Below are 16848 nucleotides of genomic sequence, written 5' to 3' on the forward strand. Positions count from 1 at the left end.
TTCAGTCAGGAACGCCACCTCTACTCGCGACAAAACTTCAAGCTCAACCGCGCCGCCGCTCTCGCCGAGTGGCGCGGCCTCGGCGCAGCATAAGGGACAGCGATCCTGCCCTTGTGGAGACGGGTTCGAATTGGTCTGACGCCACCCTCCAGCGGGTTGTTGATTCTGAGCTTGATCCAATGGCTGTCCGGAAAGCCGTAGTAGGTCAGGGTCTTGTAGCCGTGCTCGTCCAGCAGTTCGGCGGCCTTGGCCAGCTTCTGTGCGCGTAGCTCGGCGATGACGGCCTGCATCTTCTCGGCCGCTGCCTTGCGGTCTTCCTGAGCGTGGATCGCCTTCAGCATCTTCGCCGCTTCACGGACCTTGCCGGAGGGCACGAGGCTGAAGACATTGCGGTAGAAATGCACGACACAGCGCTGCCACTGCGCCTCGGGCAGGACCTCGGCCGCGCTCTCGACCAGACCGCGGCACGCGTCCGAGACGATCAGCTGGACGCCAGAGAGGCCGCGGTCGGCCAGGTGCCGCAGAAACATCGACCAGCCGGACTTGTCCTCCTTGGGGCCTTCCATGATGCCGAGGATCTCGCGGTAGCCGTCCGTCGTGACGCCGATGGCCACCAGAAGCGAGACATTGCGTACCTCGCCCGCCCAACTGCGCTTCATGACGATGCCGTCGGGGAAGACGTACGGGTGATCACACTCGATCCGCCGGTGCCGCCATTCGTCGATCTTGGCGTAGATCTTCTTGTTGAGGTTCGACACCGTCCCGGGGCTGACCCTGGTGCCCCAGAGCGCTTCGGTGATGTCTTCGACCCGGCGCACCGAAACGCCCGCGAGATACATCTCGATCAGCGCCTCCTCGACGCTGCTCTCCCGCCGCTGGTAGCACTCGATGATCGCCGTCTCAAAGGTCTGGCGCCGCAGCTTTGGCATCTTGAGCTTCACCGGGCCGGCCCTGGTGTCCAGCGACCGTTCATAGCTGCCTGCACGCGTGTCCTTGCGCCCTTCTCTCCGCTCATACCGGCCCGCGCCGCATAGGCGGTCGGCTTCGGCATCCAGCATCGCGTTCAGGGCTTCCTCGACCGTACCGCGCACCATCTCGCCCAGATGGTCCCGTATCCGGGCCTCGTCGATCTGGATCACTTGCCCATCGGTTTCGGCGTCTCGTTCTCGTCCATTCTCAGCTCCTCTCAGCCAGTCTGAAAGGGGCCGACCTCACGGTCAAATGTGCGAAAGACTTTGTACGTTATCAGCGTAGCTTCTCCTCGAGCGCAAATTTCAAGAAGAACCGCGCCGCCGCTTTCGCCGAGTGGCGTCAACTCGGCGCCGCATAAAGGGCAAGCTCACTGTCCATTCGGAGACTGGTTCGAATCCGTCTGACAGCTCCGTCTGGAACCTAGCCGGAAACACGCGGCGACCGCTTGAATGGCATTCGGATCTGGATGGTTTCTTCGCCGGCCTCCGGCTCCACCAGGTAAAGCCCGAGAAACATTATCCCGACAGCCGACCATGCAGTAACGGACATGCTTTCCCCCAGGATCAACATGCTCCAGACGATACCAGCAATCGTCACGGCATAGGCACTTTGCGCCGCGAAGACGGCGCCGGCCATGGCGATCAGCAATACCAAGATGATCGTTGCCGAGGCACTGGCGGCTCCCATCAGAACCACGACCAGTTCGGTCTGCCCGAACGTCGGACCCACCTGAAGAAAACCGTCGGTGGCCAGAGCCAAGGGCATCATCATCGGCACGGAAAACAGCATCATGAAGCCAACTGAGTTGACGGGATCCAGCTCGTCTCGCTCAACGGTCGAGAGGCCGAGATCTTCAACCGCGAATAAAAAAGGGACAAGCAACGCCAAGGCCACCCAATGCACCTCCGTCGATGATGCAAGGCTCCCACGGCTCAGGAGAACGGTCACGACCCCGACCAACCCGACAACAAGCCCGACGAGACGGCGTAGCGTCGCCTTTTCCACCCCGAACATCGCCGCCAGAGCAAACACCATGAAGCCCTCCAGCGCCGAGACGAGAGCCAGTGTCGTAGCCTCCACATGGCCAGCAATCCAATAAATCGTCACGTTCTGAAACACGCCACCGAGCACCGCCCAAGCTAGGAGAAAACGGAGGCTGCCCCGGCCGGGCAGCGACAGGCGCTTTCGTGATAATGCAACGGCAAGACACATCAGTCCCGCCAGCAAGTTGACCCAGATCGCGAGTCCGACCGGCGTCGCGTCGAGGTCGGCCGCGATGTGCGAAAGCGTCGGCACTACCCCCCAGATCACCCCGAGCGCGATCACCATCAGGATACCCTTCAGGGTAATCACCTGACGCCGAAGCGCGACCTCTCTGTCATAGATTTCATCCGCCATTCGTGCGAGCACGCGGGCTAAGGTGCCCAAGGCATCATCGCGGGCAGCGACGTCGTCCACATTCATCCTGTCGGGCGAGAACTCGTCATCCAAAATGATCTGGGCCGCTCGGTTCAATTCCTCCACTTGGTCGAGATAGGCGCGCTCACGCTCGCGCAGCCGTCTTTTGCGGATCGAGGTTTCGAGCCGCGCGCGCAGGATCACCGGATCGAAATCCTTTGGCAGGAAATCCGTTGCGCCAAGTTCGATGGCCCTGACAACACTCGACATATCGTCGTCCAGCGCCGAAACCACGATAACCGGGATCTCTGCCAGGATGTCGTCCCGCCTCATCGCCTCCAGAACGTCGAATCCGTCGAGCCCCGGCATGACGATATCGAGCAGGATTGCGTCATAGGGATGTTGCCCCAAAAGCTGAAGCGCCTCGGAACCGTCCCGAGCCTCGACGGCCTGGTGGCCGAGCGCCACAACCGCGAGTCTCAGCTTCGCCCGACTGACACTACTGTCGTCGACGACGAGAATCCTCACGCTGTCACTCATGACGCCCCGCTCCACTGCATCCCCGCCAAATGAACCAAACCACGCAACAGGCGAATGCCCTATCCAGCGTGATCACCTCAGCCTCCATGGTCTCCGACCGTCGATTTTGACGGTTTGGACACCTGAATTCGCGCGCGGAACTCCTCCCGCGCGGACCTTGGCTCGGCCAGCCAAACTCCGACCATAACCAGTGCCAGCGCCCCCCAGGCCTCTGGAGAGAGCGTTTCGCCGAGGAGCAGCATGGCCCAAAGAATGCCGGCAAGCGTTTGCGAATAGGCCAGCTGGCTCGCGAACACCGCACCGGTCAACCGCACCAGATCCAAAGCGAGAGCGAGCGCAATCGCCGTCGCAGCGCCCAGCACCAGGATCACAATCTCGATCGTGCCTAATGCAGGTTGAGGCCAGTAGAACTCCCCCGACCCGGCGGCGGTCGCCCCGAGCGGAACGACCGAAACGACCATCATGAGGCCCACAGTCGCAAAAGGATCAAGGTGCGTGGGTCGCCGTGCCATCAACAGCGTGTGAAATGCCAGCAGCAAGGGAAGCGCCAACGCCGCTATTGACCAGTGAAGACTGTCGTCATGGGCGCCAGCTCCGGCGAAGATGATGACCGCAGCAACGCCAGCGAAGCCCGCTCCGAGGCCACACGTCCGTCTCAAGCTGGGCTTTTCGAGCCCGATTATCACGGCGATGGTGAAAACCACGAACGCCCGCGAACTGCCGAGCAGCGCAATGGTCGACGCTTCTACATGCCCAGCAATCAGAACTGTCAAGAATTGATAGAGGCATCCGATCGTTATCGCCCAGAGTCCCAGAAACCCCATGTCCTTGAGCGTCGGCCGCAGCCGTCCACCGCGTGCCGCGGCGATCGCGATGCACAGAACCGCGGACACGGTATTGGCCCAGATGACGATGCTGAGCGGCGAATACCCGTCGGCGCCAGCGGCCATTCGGCCAAGCGCCGGGGCGATCCCGAAGATGACTCCGGCGATAAGAACGTGCAAAGCGCCACGTAGCGTTCTCGCGCTTCGGTCAAGGCGCCTTTCGCGATTGTAGATCTCCTGTGCCAGCCCACGGAAGACGATCGCAAGCCTGCCCAACGCGTCGGCCTTTTCGGCCAGGTCGTCCAGCTTGAGATCTCCGGGCGTGAAGCTGCCCGCCTCGAGTATCCCGGCGGCTTGCGTGAGCTTCTTGACGCGTTCGAGATATTCGAGTTCCCGATCGCGAAACCATTTCCTGCTCAAGCAGGCGTTGAGCCGCGCGCTGAGCACAACCGGATCGAAATCCTTCGGCAGGAAGTCTTCCGCTCCGAGTTCGATCCCCTGCACCACCTTGTCGGTTTCGTCGTCGAGCGCAGAGATGATGATCACCGGGATCTCGCGCAAAATGTCATCGGACTTGAGCATGCCGAGGACTTCGAAACCATCGACCTCGGGCATCATGATGTCGAGCAGGACCGCGTCGTACGGGCGCTCCCGAAGCATCGTAATCGCTTCGGCACCATTTCTGGCGACATCAACGTGATGGCCGATATGTTCGACCGCCTTGCGCATCTTCAGGCGATTGAGCGAATTGTCATCGACGACCAGCACATGCGCCGGCCCGCGGGCGTTCGCCGACGGGGGCTTGTTCTCAGTCGCCGGTGACATCGTTCGCGCTCACGCTGATCAGAGCCTCGCGCGATGCGCGCTCTTCCGCGGCGATTTCATCGATCTTTTGTTGCGGGGCGTCCACCGAGCCGTCACGACACTGGTGCTCCAACCGCTCACACAATTGCGCCAAACGGGTTGCTCCGAAATCGCGCGCATTGGACTTTAGTGTGTGGGCCGCGATCCGCATTGCACTCCAATCCGCTTCGGCACCGCTTGTCCGCAGCGCCTCCACGAGATCTGGCGCGCCCGAAACATAATCGTCCCGCAACTCCTCGAAGTCTTCGAACGCTCCGCCGATCACGGCAATTAGCCGCTTCAGGGCGCTCTTGTCGATCCTCTCGTCACTCATTCACACCTCCGGTCCCGGGTTCGGCTCTGCCGCTAGTCGATAGGACGCGACCCTCGAAAAAACGCCGCCTTGCCAAGGCTTTTCACCAGTGCATCGACATCGATCGGCTTGCTCAGGTAATCGTCCATGCCGGCTTGCAGGTAGGTCTCACGCTCCGTAGACATTGCATTGGCGGTCAGCGCGACGATGAAAGGCCGCTCGGCTTCAGAGAGGTTCGCCCGGATCAGCCCCGCCGCCGCAAGGCCGTCCATCTCAGGCATCTCGATGTCCATCAACACAACGTCGTAGTGCGCGGATTGGCAGGACGTTACCGCCTCCTCGCCGCTGCTGACCACATCGGGGTCGACGCCCATCCGTTTCAATATCTTGGCACCAACCTTTCGGTTGATCAGGTTATCGTCGACCAGAAGAATCTTGAGCCGCGCCAGTCTTTCGGGGAGCCCGAGATCCGGCCGATCATCGCCAGGCGTCATAAGCTCGGCATCCTTGACGATCGCGCCAGCAATTGCGTTGAGCAGGTGGCTGGACTTGGCGGGCTTTGTGAGGGTCGCAGAGAACCCGACCCGCTCGGCCTCCACCCGAAAATCGGAATCCACGGGCGAGACGGAACTGAAGAGGACAACCGGCGGCGCTTCCGCTCCAAGTTGCCGGCGGATCGCCTCGGTGAGCTCGAAACCATTCATTTCGGGCATCTTGAAATCGACGATGCACAGGTCGAACCTCTCGCCGGCCGCGAGCCAGTCCAGCGCCTCATTCGGCGAACCCGTCGCTTTCGCAACAAGCTGCCATGCCCTCAACCTTTCAGTCAGAATCAGCCGATTCGTGCGGTTATCGTCGACCACGAGCACCCGATGCCCCTTGATCCGCGCAAGGCTGTGGTCACGCTGCGACCGATCGGGCGGCGGTGCGACCTCGAATGGCAGGGTGAAGGCGAATGTCGTACCGACGCCGAGTTGGCTGCTTACGGTTATCTCGCCCCCCATCAGTTCGACGAGGCGTTTCGTGATCACGAGACCCAATCCGGTACCGCCATAGCGCCGCGTCGTGGATGCATCGACCTGGCTGAAAGACTTGAACAGGCGATCCATCCGGTCGGGAGGAATGCCGATGCCCGTGTCGCGCACACTGAACGAAAGGAGCATCGTGTCGCCTGGCTTCAGCGTCTCGATTCCCAGCTTGTTGGACAGGGTCAGCACGACTTCACCCTTCTCGGTGAACTTCACAGCATTGTTGAGCAGGTTCATGAGGATCTGCTTTAGCCGCACCGGATCCCCATAGACGCAAGAGGGAACGCTCTGATCGATGCTGCAGGCGAGTTCGATGCCCTTTTCAGCAGCTTTCGACACGATAAGTTCAACCGAGCTTTCGACGGTTTCCGCGAGTTCCAAGGGGAGACGTTCGAGTTCGAGGGCGCCCGCCTCGACCTTCGAGAAATCAAGAATATCATTGATGATCGTGAGTAGCGTCTCGGCAGCGGTCATAATCGTCGCGCTGATGTCGCGCTGTTCGGGATCGAGTTTCGTACCGCCCAAGAGCGTGCTCATCCCGATGATGCCATTTAGCGGCGTGCGGATCTCGTGGCTCATCGTCGCGAGGAAGACGCTCTTCGCCTCGTTCGCCGCTTCGGCGGAATCCTTCGCCCGTTTCAACTCGTCGGAAATCCGCTTGATGTCCGTAATGTCGGAGTGAACGGCGACGGTGCCTCCTTCGTCGGTCTTCCGGTTGCTGATCTGCTGCCAATGGTCGCCAAGCACCTCCTGAATGAACGGCTCGGTTACTTTACGGTGGCGTAGAACTTGCCTTTCTACCCAGGTTTCCTCATCTTCGTTGGCTTTGGGAAATCGCCCGGAAGCCGCCGCGCGACGTACAATGTCGGTGTACAGGATCCCAACGGGCAGATCGACGTCGCCGTCGCCAAGCATGATCTCGCGATAGCGCTGGTTCGCGACTACGAGCTTGTCGTCCCGGTCAAAGAGCGCAAAGCCCTCCGAAATGCTGGCGATGGCGTCCGTCAGCTGCTTCTGCGCTTTCAGAGCCTCTGCCTCAGCCTGCGCAAGCTCGGCAGTCCGCGCTTCGACGCGGACCTCAAGTTCGTCGCGCGATGCCCGCAGTTCTGCCTCGTACGCGTCTTGCTGTTCCTGAAGGTCGTTGAACGCTGACACGACACGCCCGATTTCGTCATCGCTCTGCCAGTCGACAGTCTGTCTCTGGCCAGATCTGTGGGCCATGTTGATCGACTCGAGCAACAGGCTCAGGGGTCGCCCGATGATCCTTCTGTTCGCGATAAGCGCGGCGCTGGTGACCCCAAGGAGAAGTATCGCCGCAAGCACCGCCGCAAGCGTGAGGCGCTCGCGTGTGATTGCCTTCAGCCGTGCATCCGAGAACGCGATCTCCAGCCGGCCGATGCGGATCTCATCGCCCTCGTCCGTATAGATGATGTCTCGCTCCGCGAAGTAGCGGGAACCTCTCAGCCCCTCGACGTCACCTGCCGACGCAACAAGCGTTTTCCGCTCGTCGTAGACCGCAGCGGCGACGACATCCGTATCGGTCAAAAGCGCCTTGAGTATCAGCTTGGTCTGTTGGTCAGCGACGTTCCAGAGCGACTCCGCCACGACGCGGCTTTGTATTTGAGCAAGCTCATTCAACTTGGTCTGCAACTGCTCCTGTGCGGAGCGACGAGCGTTGAACTCGAAGGCACCAAACACCATCAATGTCGAAAGCAAGACCAGTGGAATGGCGTAGGCGAGAAACTTGCTTTGAACGGAGCGCAAACGAAATCGCCGGACGTGATGTCGACGAAAGCGATCGGGGCCGCGCGGCACCCCTTCTTTCGTCTGCGCCCGCCGCATCAGAACTGATACTTGAAGTAATCGTCTACGATCTTGTCGGCGTCTATCTGTCGCAGGCCATCGTTGAACTTGTCGCGAAGGGTCCGGCCTTCCTCAGTGTCGCGGAAACAGAGAAAGAGCGTCTTGTCCTCCAAGGGATGCTCGTTGAAGCGGATCGACGCCGCGTCCGCCTTAAGCTCGGCTTCCGTAGCGAGAAGGTAGGACAGCACGAGTTTATCGATCACCGCCGCGTCAATTCGCCTACGCACCAGTTTCTTGAGGTTCGTCAGATCGTCTTTCGCAGGAAGTGCGCGGATCCATCCGGTTCCCGCCTTCTCGTCGAACTCGTCGGTGTTGGCATAGCCGAGGACCGTTCCGATTTTGAGTTTCTGTTCGCCGAGATCATCAACCGTTTCCCATGTGATGGGCCCGTCGATGTGCTCTGCCAAGCCTAGTGGGCCGTTACCGATCGGTTCCGATGCAACGAAGCCATCTACATGACGGCAGTGATATCCAGGAAAATACGCGATTGCTTCAGCATCGTTCTTCGCCATGTCAATGGCGCGCTTCCAGGGCAACACCTCGACTTTCGTAGAAATGCCCGCCGCCGCGAATGCCTCGCGCACGACCTCCGTGGTTGCGCCCATTTGAGGCAAATCTTCGCCAGTGTAGGGTGGCCAGTTGAGCGTCGTGACCGTGACACTATCTGACGCTAGGGTCACACTGCCCAACGTGAAAAGGACGGCTGCAGCAGATAGGAAATGCCTTGATCGGTGCAAAAGCATTCTCAGCTCCCCAAAAAAGTACCCTCTGAGGGTATCAACGGATCGGAAATCCGGCAAGTTGATCGCCGGTTTTGGGCACCGAACGCCTACAATCAGAGTGGCCTTCGCCCTGAATCAGGGCCGGCTTGATCTGGAATCTCCCGGTCGGATTTGAGTGTTGAGCGGTGTCCGTCGTCAGATAAAGTGGGCGTCCTGACGTGATGGGCCTTTGGAGGATCTGGCTCATTGGTTTCGATCCTATGCGGCGTGCTGTTGATTGAGCAAGCGGCGCCGCTTCATGGTCAGCTCCTTGATCTTCCTCCTCTCGCTGAGAACGTCGTTGGCGCGGCCGAAGTAGACGTCGGCCGGGGTAAGGTTGCCGAGGCTCTCGTGGTGACGGCGATGGTTGTAATGCTCGACGAAGACGTCGATGGCCTGTTCGAGCGCGCCCGGCAGGTAGTCGTTCTCGAGCAGGATGCGGTTCTTCAGCGTCTGGTGCCACCGCTCGATCTTGCCCTGGGTCTGGGGGTGGTTCGGCGCACCACGGACATGCTTCATGCCCTGACCCTCGAGCCATGCAGCCGGCGCTGTCAGAAGGAATCCGGTTGAGACGGGCAGGTCGGCCTCGTAGCGTCCGGCCATGACGAAACGCGACCCTTGCAAGTAGTTCCACAGCAGCCCGGAGATCATCCGCCTTGCAGTGATGCTCTATGTCCGGTTTCCGCTGTCGCTTCGGAACGTTGAGGACCTGCTTCACGAGCGCGGGATCGAGATCAGCCACGAGTCGGTGCGGTTCTGGTGGCAACGCTTCGATCCGAAGTTCGCCGCCGAAATTCGCCAGAAACGCGTCGAGCGCCTGCGCTCCGGGCCGCAGTGGCGATGGCACCTCGACGAGATGTTTGTGAAGATCAACGGCGAGCGGCACTACCTCTGGCGGGCCGTCGATCATGAGGGCGAGGTTCTCGAGAGCTTCGTGATCAAGACGCGGGACAGAAGGCGGCATTGAAATTTCTCAGGAAATCAATGAAGCGCTACGGCCGGCCGCACATTTTCGTCACCGACAAGCTCCGGTCCTACGGTGCCGCGCTACGGGAGGTCGGCGCGGCGGACCGGCAGGAAACGGGCCGCTGGCTCAACAATCGGGCTGAGAATTCGCACCTGCCATTCCGACGACGAGAAAGTGCGATGCAGCGCTTCCGGCGCATGCGAAGTCTGCAGATGTTCGCTGCCGTCCACGCCTCAGTCTTCAACCATTTCAACTCGGAGCGTAGCTTCTCCTCGAGGGCAAATTTCAAGAAGAACCGCGCCGCCGGTCTCGCCGAGTGGCGTCAACTCGGCGCCGCATAAGGGGCAAGCTCACTGTACATTCGGAGACTGGTTCGAATCCGTCTGACAGCTCCGCCATATCATCTAAATATCATTATTAAACTCAACGGTTTGACTCTGGATGGATATTCTCAATCCCCCATTTTGACCGCCATTACGATTCCGCATGGCGTTGGACGCGGAGAAATGTTGCGGTTTATGCACGCCCAGTGCCCGCACCGGTCCCAAGCCAGCAGGTCACAGGGACTGAACCCACCCCTGGTCGTCCATAGTCACCCTACCACTGATTTCCTCTGATTGTTTTGGCCATGTCTGCAAACCGTGCCCGTCCGCTTTGCGGACGAAGCAGACCTTCGAAAACTGGCAAACGCTCGGCATTTCCGCGTACCATGTTGTCGAACACTTCGAAAGACCACGCAAGCCGAATACCCCACCTGACCCTAAGGCCAGCGCTACGTTCAAAAGCGGATAGCGCCCGAAGGCCAGGAAATGCCAAAAGTCGCCTTGCCCTTTGGCGGCGTCACACCTGTGCCACGGCAAGTCGCTTTCTGTTTCTTGAGGTCTGCGCCCTTTGGCGCCCGAGCAAAGAAACTCAGTCCCCTTAGAATCACTTTCCCGTTTAGGGTTACACCGGCCCGCTGCGTTATGCGCCGGGCCCCATAGGCCGAACTCGCATCAGGAAAAATTCCGACGCCGCACACAAAGATTTGTGTCTTGTCGTCCAATATCCCGATCATGAACCTGTAGACCTTACCGTAGCCTTGAATGTTGAGTCCGCCTTCGACGAAGCTGTCATCGACCGGTACTTGGAAATCTTCGGCGACCGACGCATGCGCGAACAGCAGGGAAGCTATGGTGGTGATCCCGGCAACAAGCAATTTCATTCATCAACCCTCCCTCCCATGAAATTAATCGTTCCGCGAAGCGCTATGAATGATGCTGGTCAAATCGAACAGGTATTCCGAGCAAGAGGGATGCAGTCTGCGCGCTCGTGCGTGTTGAACTGAATGTCAGCTTCGGGCTCGAAACGGACCGTCAAGGTTTCGAGGCATGGCCACTATTTTGGCGTTGCCCGCTCGGCCCGCCATCGCGCCCAGCGCTGCCGTGACGTATCTGTCCCATAGTGCTTCCTTCAATTCCAACGAATGGATCGCGCCATCAAACCGTGGGATCAAACACCTAAAGCCTCCGGTATCTGCAAATGGGTCTTCCCGCGGCTTGATGCAGGTCAATTGGGACCCCCCCCCGTCATATACGATGAAAGATGTGTATGGGGCGGACAATTGGGCCGTCGCTGAGATTATGGGTCAGATTTCTGGCGTGCAGCAGTGGAAGAGTGCCGTGAAAGGATTTGTGAAGGGTGTGGATCTCGGTGGCGTCGTCGGCCGCGCGACGGATGACGACTTCATCGAAGGTCTTGAACGCAACGGCGAACCGATTGTGGGTGACGGGGGCGAGGCCGCCAATGGTAGCAACGATTTCCCGGGCGCATTCCTCGGGGAATTCCCGCGTTCTGAAGTTTCTTTTTCGGGGTGGTCGCTTCGCGTTGCCGGTTTTTCCTACGATGATTTTGGCGCCCTGCTGCCAGAGGATGTAGAACCAGCCTCGGCAGACTACTCGGGCGATCTTTCGTCAGGCGTGTTGCCTTCGTTGTTTTTCCGGCCTTGGGATTCCGCGTCCTCGACTGATCCGCAGGCAGCGACGGAGCGGACCAAGCTCGTCGGGGAATTCGCGGCACCTCAGTTATCTTGGGCCGGAAGTTCGCGGCTCACTGCCGGTTTTCCACGCGAGGATTTTGACGTCCAGTTGGCAGAGTACGCGAGGCAGGCCTGGACCGCCGACGGGGGCGATCCTTCGCAGGGTGGGCTGCCCACGGCGTTTCCCGCGCCGGAAACTTCCGTGACCTCCGCAGATCCCTTGGCGGCAATAGATTGGGGCACGAAGCTAGCGACAAACATCGTCGACTATTACCTGGCCCCGGTGGGCACCTACATCGACGGCGTGACCGACTTTGGTCCGGCACTGGGGTTTACGGGTTACCAGGAGTATCAGATCAGGCTTGCACTAAACGAGTTCTCCAAGGTTCTGGATCTGGAATTCCGCCAAACATCGACTCAAACCGGCGCCGAGTTTCGTTTGGGCGCGTTCGAACTGGATGCGTACAACGCGATCTCATTCATGGTCCCGCCGGGGGAATCGTTTGCGGGGTTTATGGGATTTGACCCCGATTACCTTGGCGGGGTCGACAGTACTACTGGCGATCCGATGCTGTCGCAGGGCGGAGTTGTGTTCGCCATTTTGCTGGAAGAGTTAGGGCACGGGCTGGGATTGGCCCACATGCACGATGATGGTGGAACCTCAACGATCTGGGAAGGCGTGACGGCACCCTACGGATCTTACGGAACGGGAGATCTGAACCAGGGCATCTACACGATTATGGGTTACAATGAAGGCTGGCCGGCCGGACCGAACGGAGACCAGTACTGGGATGGAACCTATTACCAACCCGCCTTTTCATACGGATACCAAGCCACACCCATGGCGCTCGATATCGCCCTGCTGCAAAGCAAATACGGCGCAAATACGACGACAGGTGCCGGTGATTCACTTTATGAACTCCCCGTCGGCAATGGTCTCGGAACTTCTTTCAAGGCAATATGGGATGTGGGCGGGTCCGATACGATGCGCTACGGCGGCGCTAAGGATGCAACGCTTGACTTACGAGCGGCCACATTGCTGGGCGAACCGGGCGGCGGAGGGTTCGTTTCCCATGCGAAAGACGTGCTTGGCGGGTTCACGATTTCCAATGGAACCGTGATCGAGAACGCCTTTGGCGGCTCGGGGAACGACACAATAATTGGAAACGACGCTGCAAACTACCTTGACGGCGGTGGCGGCAACGATCGGCTTAACGGCGACACGGGGGTCGACTGGCTCTACGGTGGAGAGGGGAGCGACGTGCTCTACGGCGACGGGGGGTGGGACAGGCTTTACGGCGACGCGTGGTCCGACGACCTCTATGGCGGATACGGCAATGACCAACTCTTCGGCGGATGGGGAGACGATCGGTTGGAGGGCGGCATCGGCGACGATACGCTTCAAGGCGAGGGCGGCAACGATCGGCTCTTTGGCGGCAACGATCTCGACCGGCTTTACGGGGGCGACGGCAATGACCGGCTTCACGGCGACACGGGGGCCGACTGGCTCTACGGTGGAGAGGGGAGCGACGTGCTCTACGGCGACGGGGGGTGGGACAGGCTTTACGGCGACGCGTGGTCCGACGACCTCTATGGCGGCGACGGCAATGACCAGCTCTTCGGTGGATGGGGAGACGATCGGTTGGAGGGCGGCATCGGCGACGATACGCTTCAAGGCGAGGGTGGCAACGATCGGCTCTTTGGCGGCAACGATCTCGACCGGCTTTACGGGGGCGACGGCAATGACCGGCTTCACGGCGACACGGGAGCCGACTGGCTCTACGGTGGAGAGGGGAGCGACGTGCTCTACGGCGACGTCGGGTGGGATAGGCTTTACGGCGACGCGTGGTCCGACGACCTCTATGGCGGCGACGGCAATGACCAGCTCTTCGGTGGATGGGGAGACGATCGGTTGGAGGGCGGCATCGGCGACGATACGCTTCAAGGCGAGGGTGGCAACGATCGGCTCTTTGGCGGCAACGATCTCGACCGGCTTTATGGGGGCGACGGCAATGACCGGCTTCACGGCGACACGGGAGCCGACTGGCTCTACGGTGGAGAGGGGAGCGACGTGCTCTACGGCGGCGGGGGGTGGGACAGGCTTTACGGCGACGCGTGGTCCGACGAACTCTATGGCGGCGACGGCAATGACCAGCTCTTCGGCGGATGGGGAGACGACACACTGGAGGGCGGCGCGGGCAGCGACACTCTTGAAGGCGGCAATCTTGCCGACACGCTCTCGGGCGGTTGGGGCAACGACGTTTTCGTGTTCAACCTCGACGACGGAAACGACGTGATCAGTGACTTCGAAGACGGTCTTGATCTAATCCGGTTTTCGGGAACGGGCCTGTCTTTTGAAGATCTCGCGATCTTCGGTGTCGGAACCGATGCGGTAATCACCGGCGCGGGGCTCGGCGAGATCGTCCTGTCGGACTTCGATTACACAATGTTGTCGGAAGGCGACTTCCTGTTCGTGTAACGCCGAGCGGACAAAGTTCCTTGCGTCGGGATCCACGGCCCAAAACGGGCTGCGCAGTAACGACTCCCAACAGTGGTGGAAAACGACCGCTTCGGGCTCGAAGCGGACCAACACGGTTTCGAGACATGGCCATTATTCTGGTGCTGCCCGCTCGGCCCGCCACCGCGCCCAGCGCAATCGTTGAGCCTCGGCAATCCGGGCCACGCCCTTTGGCGTTCTCGGCCCCGTGCTCTTGCCCCCGTGAAACCGGCACCGCTTCCGGCCCGGCTCAGACTTCGCTCTGCACGGCGTACCCTTGCGCGTCTTGGCGCCGCAGATGACGCGGCGGTTAACCATCCGGCGCAGCCGTCGCCGCAGCGCCCCCGCGAAATAATGGTCTATGGCGGCAAGCTCCGCCTCGCGGTCTAAGACCCCACATCGCGCGCGTGCATAATGGTGCGGGGAAATGCGCCACCCGAACGCCCGCGCGATTGCCTGGATGGCATGGGCGAGCGGATCAATCTCCGCTTGCCCTTCCCAATACTGAACCGAGCGATGATGCAGCCCGGCGCGGCGGGCCAGGTCGCGCTGCTCAGTCCGCGTTCAAGCCGTTCCCGTTTCAAGTCATCGCCCGTCATGCACGCCTCGCCTAAGAGCCGCTCCATTCCGGCAATCACCTCTGCCGTACGAGGGGCCAAGGTATTGCGCCGCCCTTCGGCCCCAGCACGAGCCGCCTTAAGTGTGCCAATGCCACGAATTGCGTGCGGTTCGTATTTCTTTTTCGGAGAGCTTCATGTGACCGCCCAATGAAGTAAGCCGCATCCAAAAAGAATCCGAAACCTAGTCCTTCGTCGTGTTCTGATAGGGTATTGATTTCTGTAATGTGGCTGTAGTGGTGAAGAATCCGCAGCGAATGCCATACAGGTGTATATGGCTCGAAGTTATTTGTGCGAAATTGACGGGAGAGCGGCAAACAGCGTCGCCACGGGTAAAGAGTTACCCATTCAGTGAAGTCATCTCTTGATATTTTGTCATTGAGATACTCCTCCTCAATGCGGTTCACCTTTTCTACTATAGCTTTCCCGATATCTGATCGGATCGATGAAGTGCTGCAAGAGCGCGTCCAACTCGTCGAGGGTAGGGCGCCGGTCTCGCTGGTTCGATTTGCCTGCAATGCCTAGCTGACGGCTGGCCTTCACACCATCGCCGACGGCGTTTCTGTCAATGTCGTAGCCCCACGCAGGCCCCGCGAGGTCAAGTGCTGCTGAGAGGTGCGATAGGTAGTTCTGGACGGTCGATGGCGCGCGGCCCTCTGAGAGCGTCCTGGCAAACGTTGCGATATCCTCGGAGCATAGCTCATCGGACCGGATGTCGGATATTGAGAAATCCCGCTCGATCGATCGGAGCACCTGAGCTTTGGTCTTGCCTATACCGTCTCGCTTCTCAGAGACATACCTTCTGCCGATTTCGCCAATAGTGCCGGTTCTGACCTTCGCCGCCGCCAGCCCGCCCGGCGCCTTCAGTTCCTTTTCGCGTTTCTTTAGCCAAGAAGCGGCGGTAGTCCTTCGGTCGAAGCTGGAGGACTCCTGATGGACGATCTTGCTGCCTTGCTTTATGACGATCTGCGCCCGGTATGAAGCTGTGCCGTCCTTACGTCTGCGTTCGATGATGGTGCCCACGTGCGGTAGTCCTTGCGCTGAATTCAGTAGTCCTATGGACTACTCAACATGCGGGATGATGTGAAATAGCCCGGCATGATGCTGAACGATGCAAGCGAGATATGACGGAAGTGACTGGAATAATTGTTATAACCGACATTCTCCGTGCCGCGCGTCTGTCCGTCGCTCCGATGATGGACTGGACGGATCGGCATTGCCGCCACTTCCACCGCCAGATCAGCGCTGAGGCACTGCTTTATACCGAAATGGTCACGGCGCCGGCGGTGATCCACGGCGACCGCGAGCGGCTGCTCGGGTTCGACGCCACCGAAAGGCCGGTGGCTTTGCAACTGGGCGGCTCGGAGCCGGACGAGCTGGCAGAGGCGACCCGGATTGCCGCCGGTTTCGGCTATGACGAGATCAACCTCAACGTCGGCTGCCCGTCGGACCGGGTGCAGTCGGGCTGTTTCGGCGCGGTGCTGATGGAGCGGCCCGGCCTCGTGGCCGACTGCGTCGCCGCGATGATCGCGGCGAGCCCGGTCGAGGTCACGGTGAAATGCCGGATCGGCGTCGATGAGCAGGTGCCCGAGGAGGTGCTGCCGGCCTTTCTCGAAACCGTCTCTGCCGCCGGCGTCAGCCGCTTCGCGATCCATGCCCGAAAGGCCTGGCTGAAGGGGCTGAGCCCGAAGGAGAACCGGGACATTCCGCCGCTGAACTATCCGCTCGTTGCCGAGATGAAGCGCGCATTCCCGCATCTTCACGTCTCGGTCAATGGCGGTATCACCTCGCTCGATCACGCGGAGGCATTCCTGGCCGACGGGCTCGACGGCGTGATGATCGGGCGGTCGGCCTATCACGAACCCTACGAGGTGCTGGGCGAGGCCGACGCGCGGATCTTCGGCGCGGGGCCGGGACCCAGTCGGCACGAGGTGGTGGAGCGAATGCGCCCCTATATCGCGCGGCATCTGGAAGCCGGCGGCAAGCTGCACCAGATCACGCGGCACATGCTCGGGCTCTTTCACGGCCAGCCCGGCGCGCGGGCCTGGCGGCGGATCCTGTCGGAGCGCGCCAACGCGCCCGGGGCCGGTCTCGACGTGATCGACGCGGCGCTGGCGCCGCTAAACGATCTCGCTGCCTGAGTTCCGGCGCGAGCCCGCTGGCGTTCGCCCGCGCCCCGCGCTATCCCGCAAGGGCGCGTTTGGGAAG

General features: G+C 60.5%; 10 protein-coding genes and 4 pseudogenes. 4 read left to right on the forward strand and 10 right to left on the reverse strand.

The window, feature by feature from the left end; translation table 11 throughout:
- Positions 1 to 93, forward strand: a pseudogene (locus OEZ60_RS02050) (IS6 family transposase); the annotation flags it as partial.
- A 49-nt stretch (positions 94 to 142) separates the two neighbouring features.
- Here the strand turns inward: OEZ60_RS02050 and OEZ60_RS02055 are convergent.
- The 7 genes and pseudogenes from OEZ60_RS02055 to OEZ60_RS02085 all read right to left on the reverse strand — a co-directional run.
- Positions 143 to 1094, reverse strand: a pseudogene (locus tag OEZ60_RS02055) (IS256 family transposase); the annotation flags it as partial.
- Positions 1095 to 1392: 298 nt separating this feature from the next.
- The gene (locus OEZ60_RS02060) at positions 1393 to 2910 is read right to left on the reverse strand and encodes a response regulator (protein ID WP_263332735.1); all 1518 of its coding nucleotides are present in this window, start codon (positions 2908 to 2910) and stop codon (positions 1393 to 1395) included.
- A 77-nt stretch (positions 2911 to 2987) separates the two neighbouring features.
- On the reverse strand, positions 2988 to 4559 hold the full coding sequence (locus tag OEZ60_RS02065) for a response regulator (protein ID WP_263332736.1): 1572 nt from the start codon (positions 4557 to 4559) through the stop codon (positions 2988 to 2990).
- Positions 4543 to 4911 carry an Hpt domain-containing protein gene (locus OEZ60_RS02070; RefSeq protein ID WP_263332738.1) on the reverse strand — a complete coding sequence of 123 codons (369 nt, stop codon included), beginning with the start codon at positions 4909 to 4911 and terminating at the stop codon, positions 4543 to 4545. The genes OEZ60_RS02065 and OEZ60_RS02070 overlap by 17 nt, the downstream gene beginning before the upstream one ends.
- 32 nt (positions 4912 to 4943) lie before the next feature.
- A complete protein-coding gene (locus OEZ60_RS02075) occupies positions 4944 to 7760 on the reverse strand; it encodes a response regulator (protein ID WP_263332740.1) in 2817 nt (938 codons plus the stop codon).
- Positions 7760 to 8524 carry a substrate-binding periplasmic protein gene (locus tag OEZ60_RS02080; protein ID WP_263332742.1) on the reverse strand — a complete coding sequence of 255 codons (765 nt, stop codon included), beginning with the start codon at positions 8522 to 8524 and terminating at the stop codon, positions 7760 to 7762. Before OEZ60_RS02080 ends, OEZ60_RS02075 begins: the two co-directional genes overlap by 1 nt.
- A gap of 237 nt (positions 8525 to 8761) precedes the next feature.
- A pseudogene (locus tag OEZ60_RS02085) lies at positions 8762 to 9085 on the reverse strand (integrase core domain-containing protein); the annotation flags it as partial.
- Positions 9086 to 9206: 121 nt separating this feature from the next.
- On the opposite strand from OEZ60_RS02085, the pseudogene OEZ60_RS02090 reads away from it, so the two are divergent.
- A pseudogene (locus tag OEZ60_RS02090) lies at positions 9207 to 9850 on the forward strand (IS6 family transposase).
- A gap of 437 nt (positions 9851 to 10287) precedes the next feature.
- Here OEZ60_RS02090 and OEZ60_RS02095 read toward each other — a convergent pair.
- Complete coding sequence (locus OEZ60_RS02095; protein WP_263332744.1) at positions 10288 to 10713, reverse strand: hypothetical protein; 426 nt, start codon at positions 10711 to 10713, stop codon at positions 10288 to 10290.
- 373 nt (positions 10714 to 11086) lie between these two features.
- Between OEZ60_RS02095 and OEZ60_RS02100 the strand changes: the two genes are divergently transcribed.
- On the forward strand, positions 11087 to 14005 hold the full coding sequence (locus tag OEZ60_RS02100) for a M10 family metallopeptidase C-terminal domain-containing protein (RefSeq protein ID WP_263332746.1): 2919 nt from the start codon (positions 11087 to 11089) through the stop codon (positions 14003 to 14005).
- Positions 14006 to 14137: 132 nt separating this feature from the next.
- Here the strand turns inward: OEZ60_RS02100 and OEZ60_RS22240 are convergent, their stop codons facing one another.
- Together OEZ60_RS22240 and OEZ60_RS02105 are read right to left on the reverse strand one after the other, a co-directional pair.
- Positions 14138 to 14341: an HGGxSTG domain-containing protein gene (locus OEZ60_RS22240; RefSeq protein WP_317852809.1), complete on the reverse strand. Its 204-nt coding sequence runs from the start codon at positions 14339 to 14341 to the stop codon at positions 14138 to 14140.
- Between the two features lie 692 nt (positions 14342 to 15033).
- Positions 15034 to 15663: a hypothetical protein gene (locus OEZ60_RS02105; protein WP_263332748.1), complete on the reverse strand. Its 630-nt coding sequence runs from the start codon at positions 15661 to 15663 to the stop codon at positions 15034 to 15036.
- Positions 15664 to 15764: 101 nt separating this feature from the next.
- Here OEZ60_RS02105 and dusA point away from each other — a divergent pair, with 101 nt between their 5' ends.
- Complete coding sequence (dusA, locus tag OEZ60_RS02110; protein ID WP_411709778.1) at positions 15765 to 16781, forward strand: tRNA dihydrouridine(20/20a) synthase DusA; 1017 nt, start codon at positions 15765 to 15767, stop codon at positions 16779 to 16781.
- Positions 16782 to 16848 lie beyond the last annotated feature (67 nt).

The sequence above is a fragment of the Albidovulum salinarum genome (genome assembly GCF_025673475.1).
GTDB lineage: Bacteria > Pseudomonadota > Alphaproteobacteria > Rhodobacterales > Rhodobacteraceae > Albidovulum > Albidovulum salinarum.

Excerpts from the sequence above, each read along its gene's own strand:
- OEZ60_RS02075 (WP_263332740.1), bottom strand. The coding sequence starts at position 7,760 with ATGCGGCGGGCGCAGACGAAAGAAGGGGTGCCGCGCGGCCCCGATCGC.
- OEZ60_RS22240 (WP_317852809.1), bottom strand. The coding sequence starts at position 14,341 with ATGGTTAACCGCCGCGTCATCTGCGGCGCCAAGACGCGCAAGGGTACG.
- OEZ60_RS02095 (WP_263332744.1), bottom strand. The coding sequence starts at position 10,713 with ATGAAATTGCTTGTTGCCGGGATCACCACCATAGCTTCCCTGCTGTTC.
- OEZ60_RS02070 (WP_263332738.1), bottom strand. The coding sequence starts at position 4,911 with ATGAGTGACGAGAGGATCGACAAGAGCGCCCTGAAGCGGCTAATTGCC.
- OEZ60_RS02065 (WP_263332736.1), bottom strand. The coding sequence starts at position 4,559 with ATGTCACCGGCGACTGAGAACAAGCCCCCGTCGGCGAACGCCCGCGGG.
- OEZ60_RS02100 (WP_263332746.1), top strand. The coding sequence starts at position 11,087 with ATGAAAGATGTGTATGGGGCGGACAATTGGGCCGTCGCTGAGATTATG.
- OEZ60_RS02080 (WP_263332742.1), bottom strand. The coding sequence starts at position 8,524 with ATGCTTTTGCACCGATCAAGGCATTTCCTATCTGCTGCAGCCGTCCTT.
- OEZ60_RS02060 (WP_263332735.1), bottom strand. The coding sequence starts at position 2,910 with ATGAGTGACAGCGTGAGGATTCTCGTCGTCGACGACAGTAGTGTCAGT.
- dusA (WP_411709778.1), top strand. The coding sequence starts at position 15,765 with ATGACGGAAGTGACTGGAATAATTGTTATAACCGACATTCTCCGTGCC.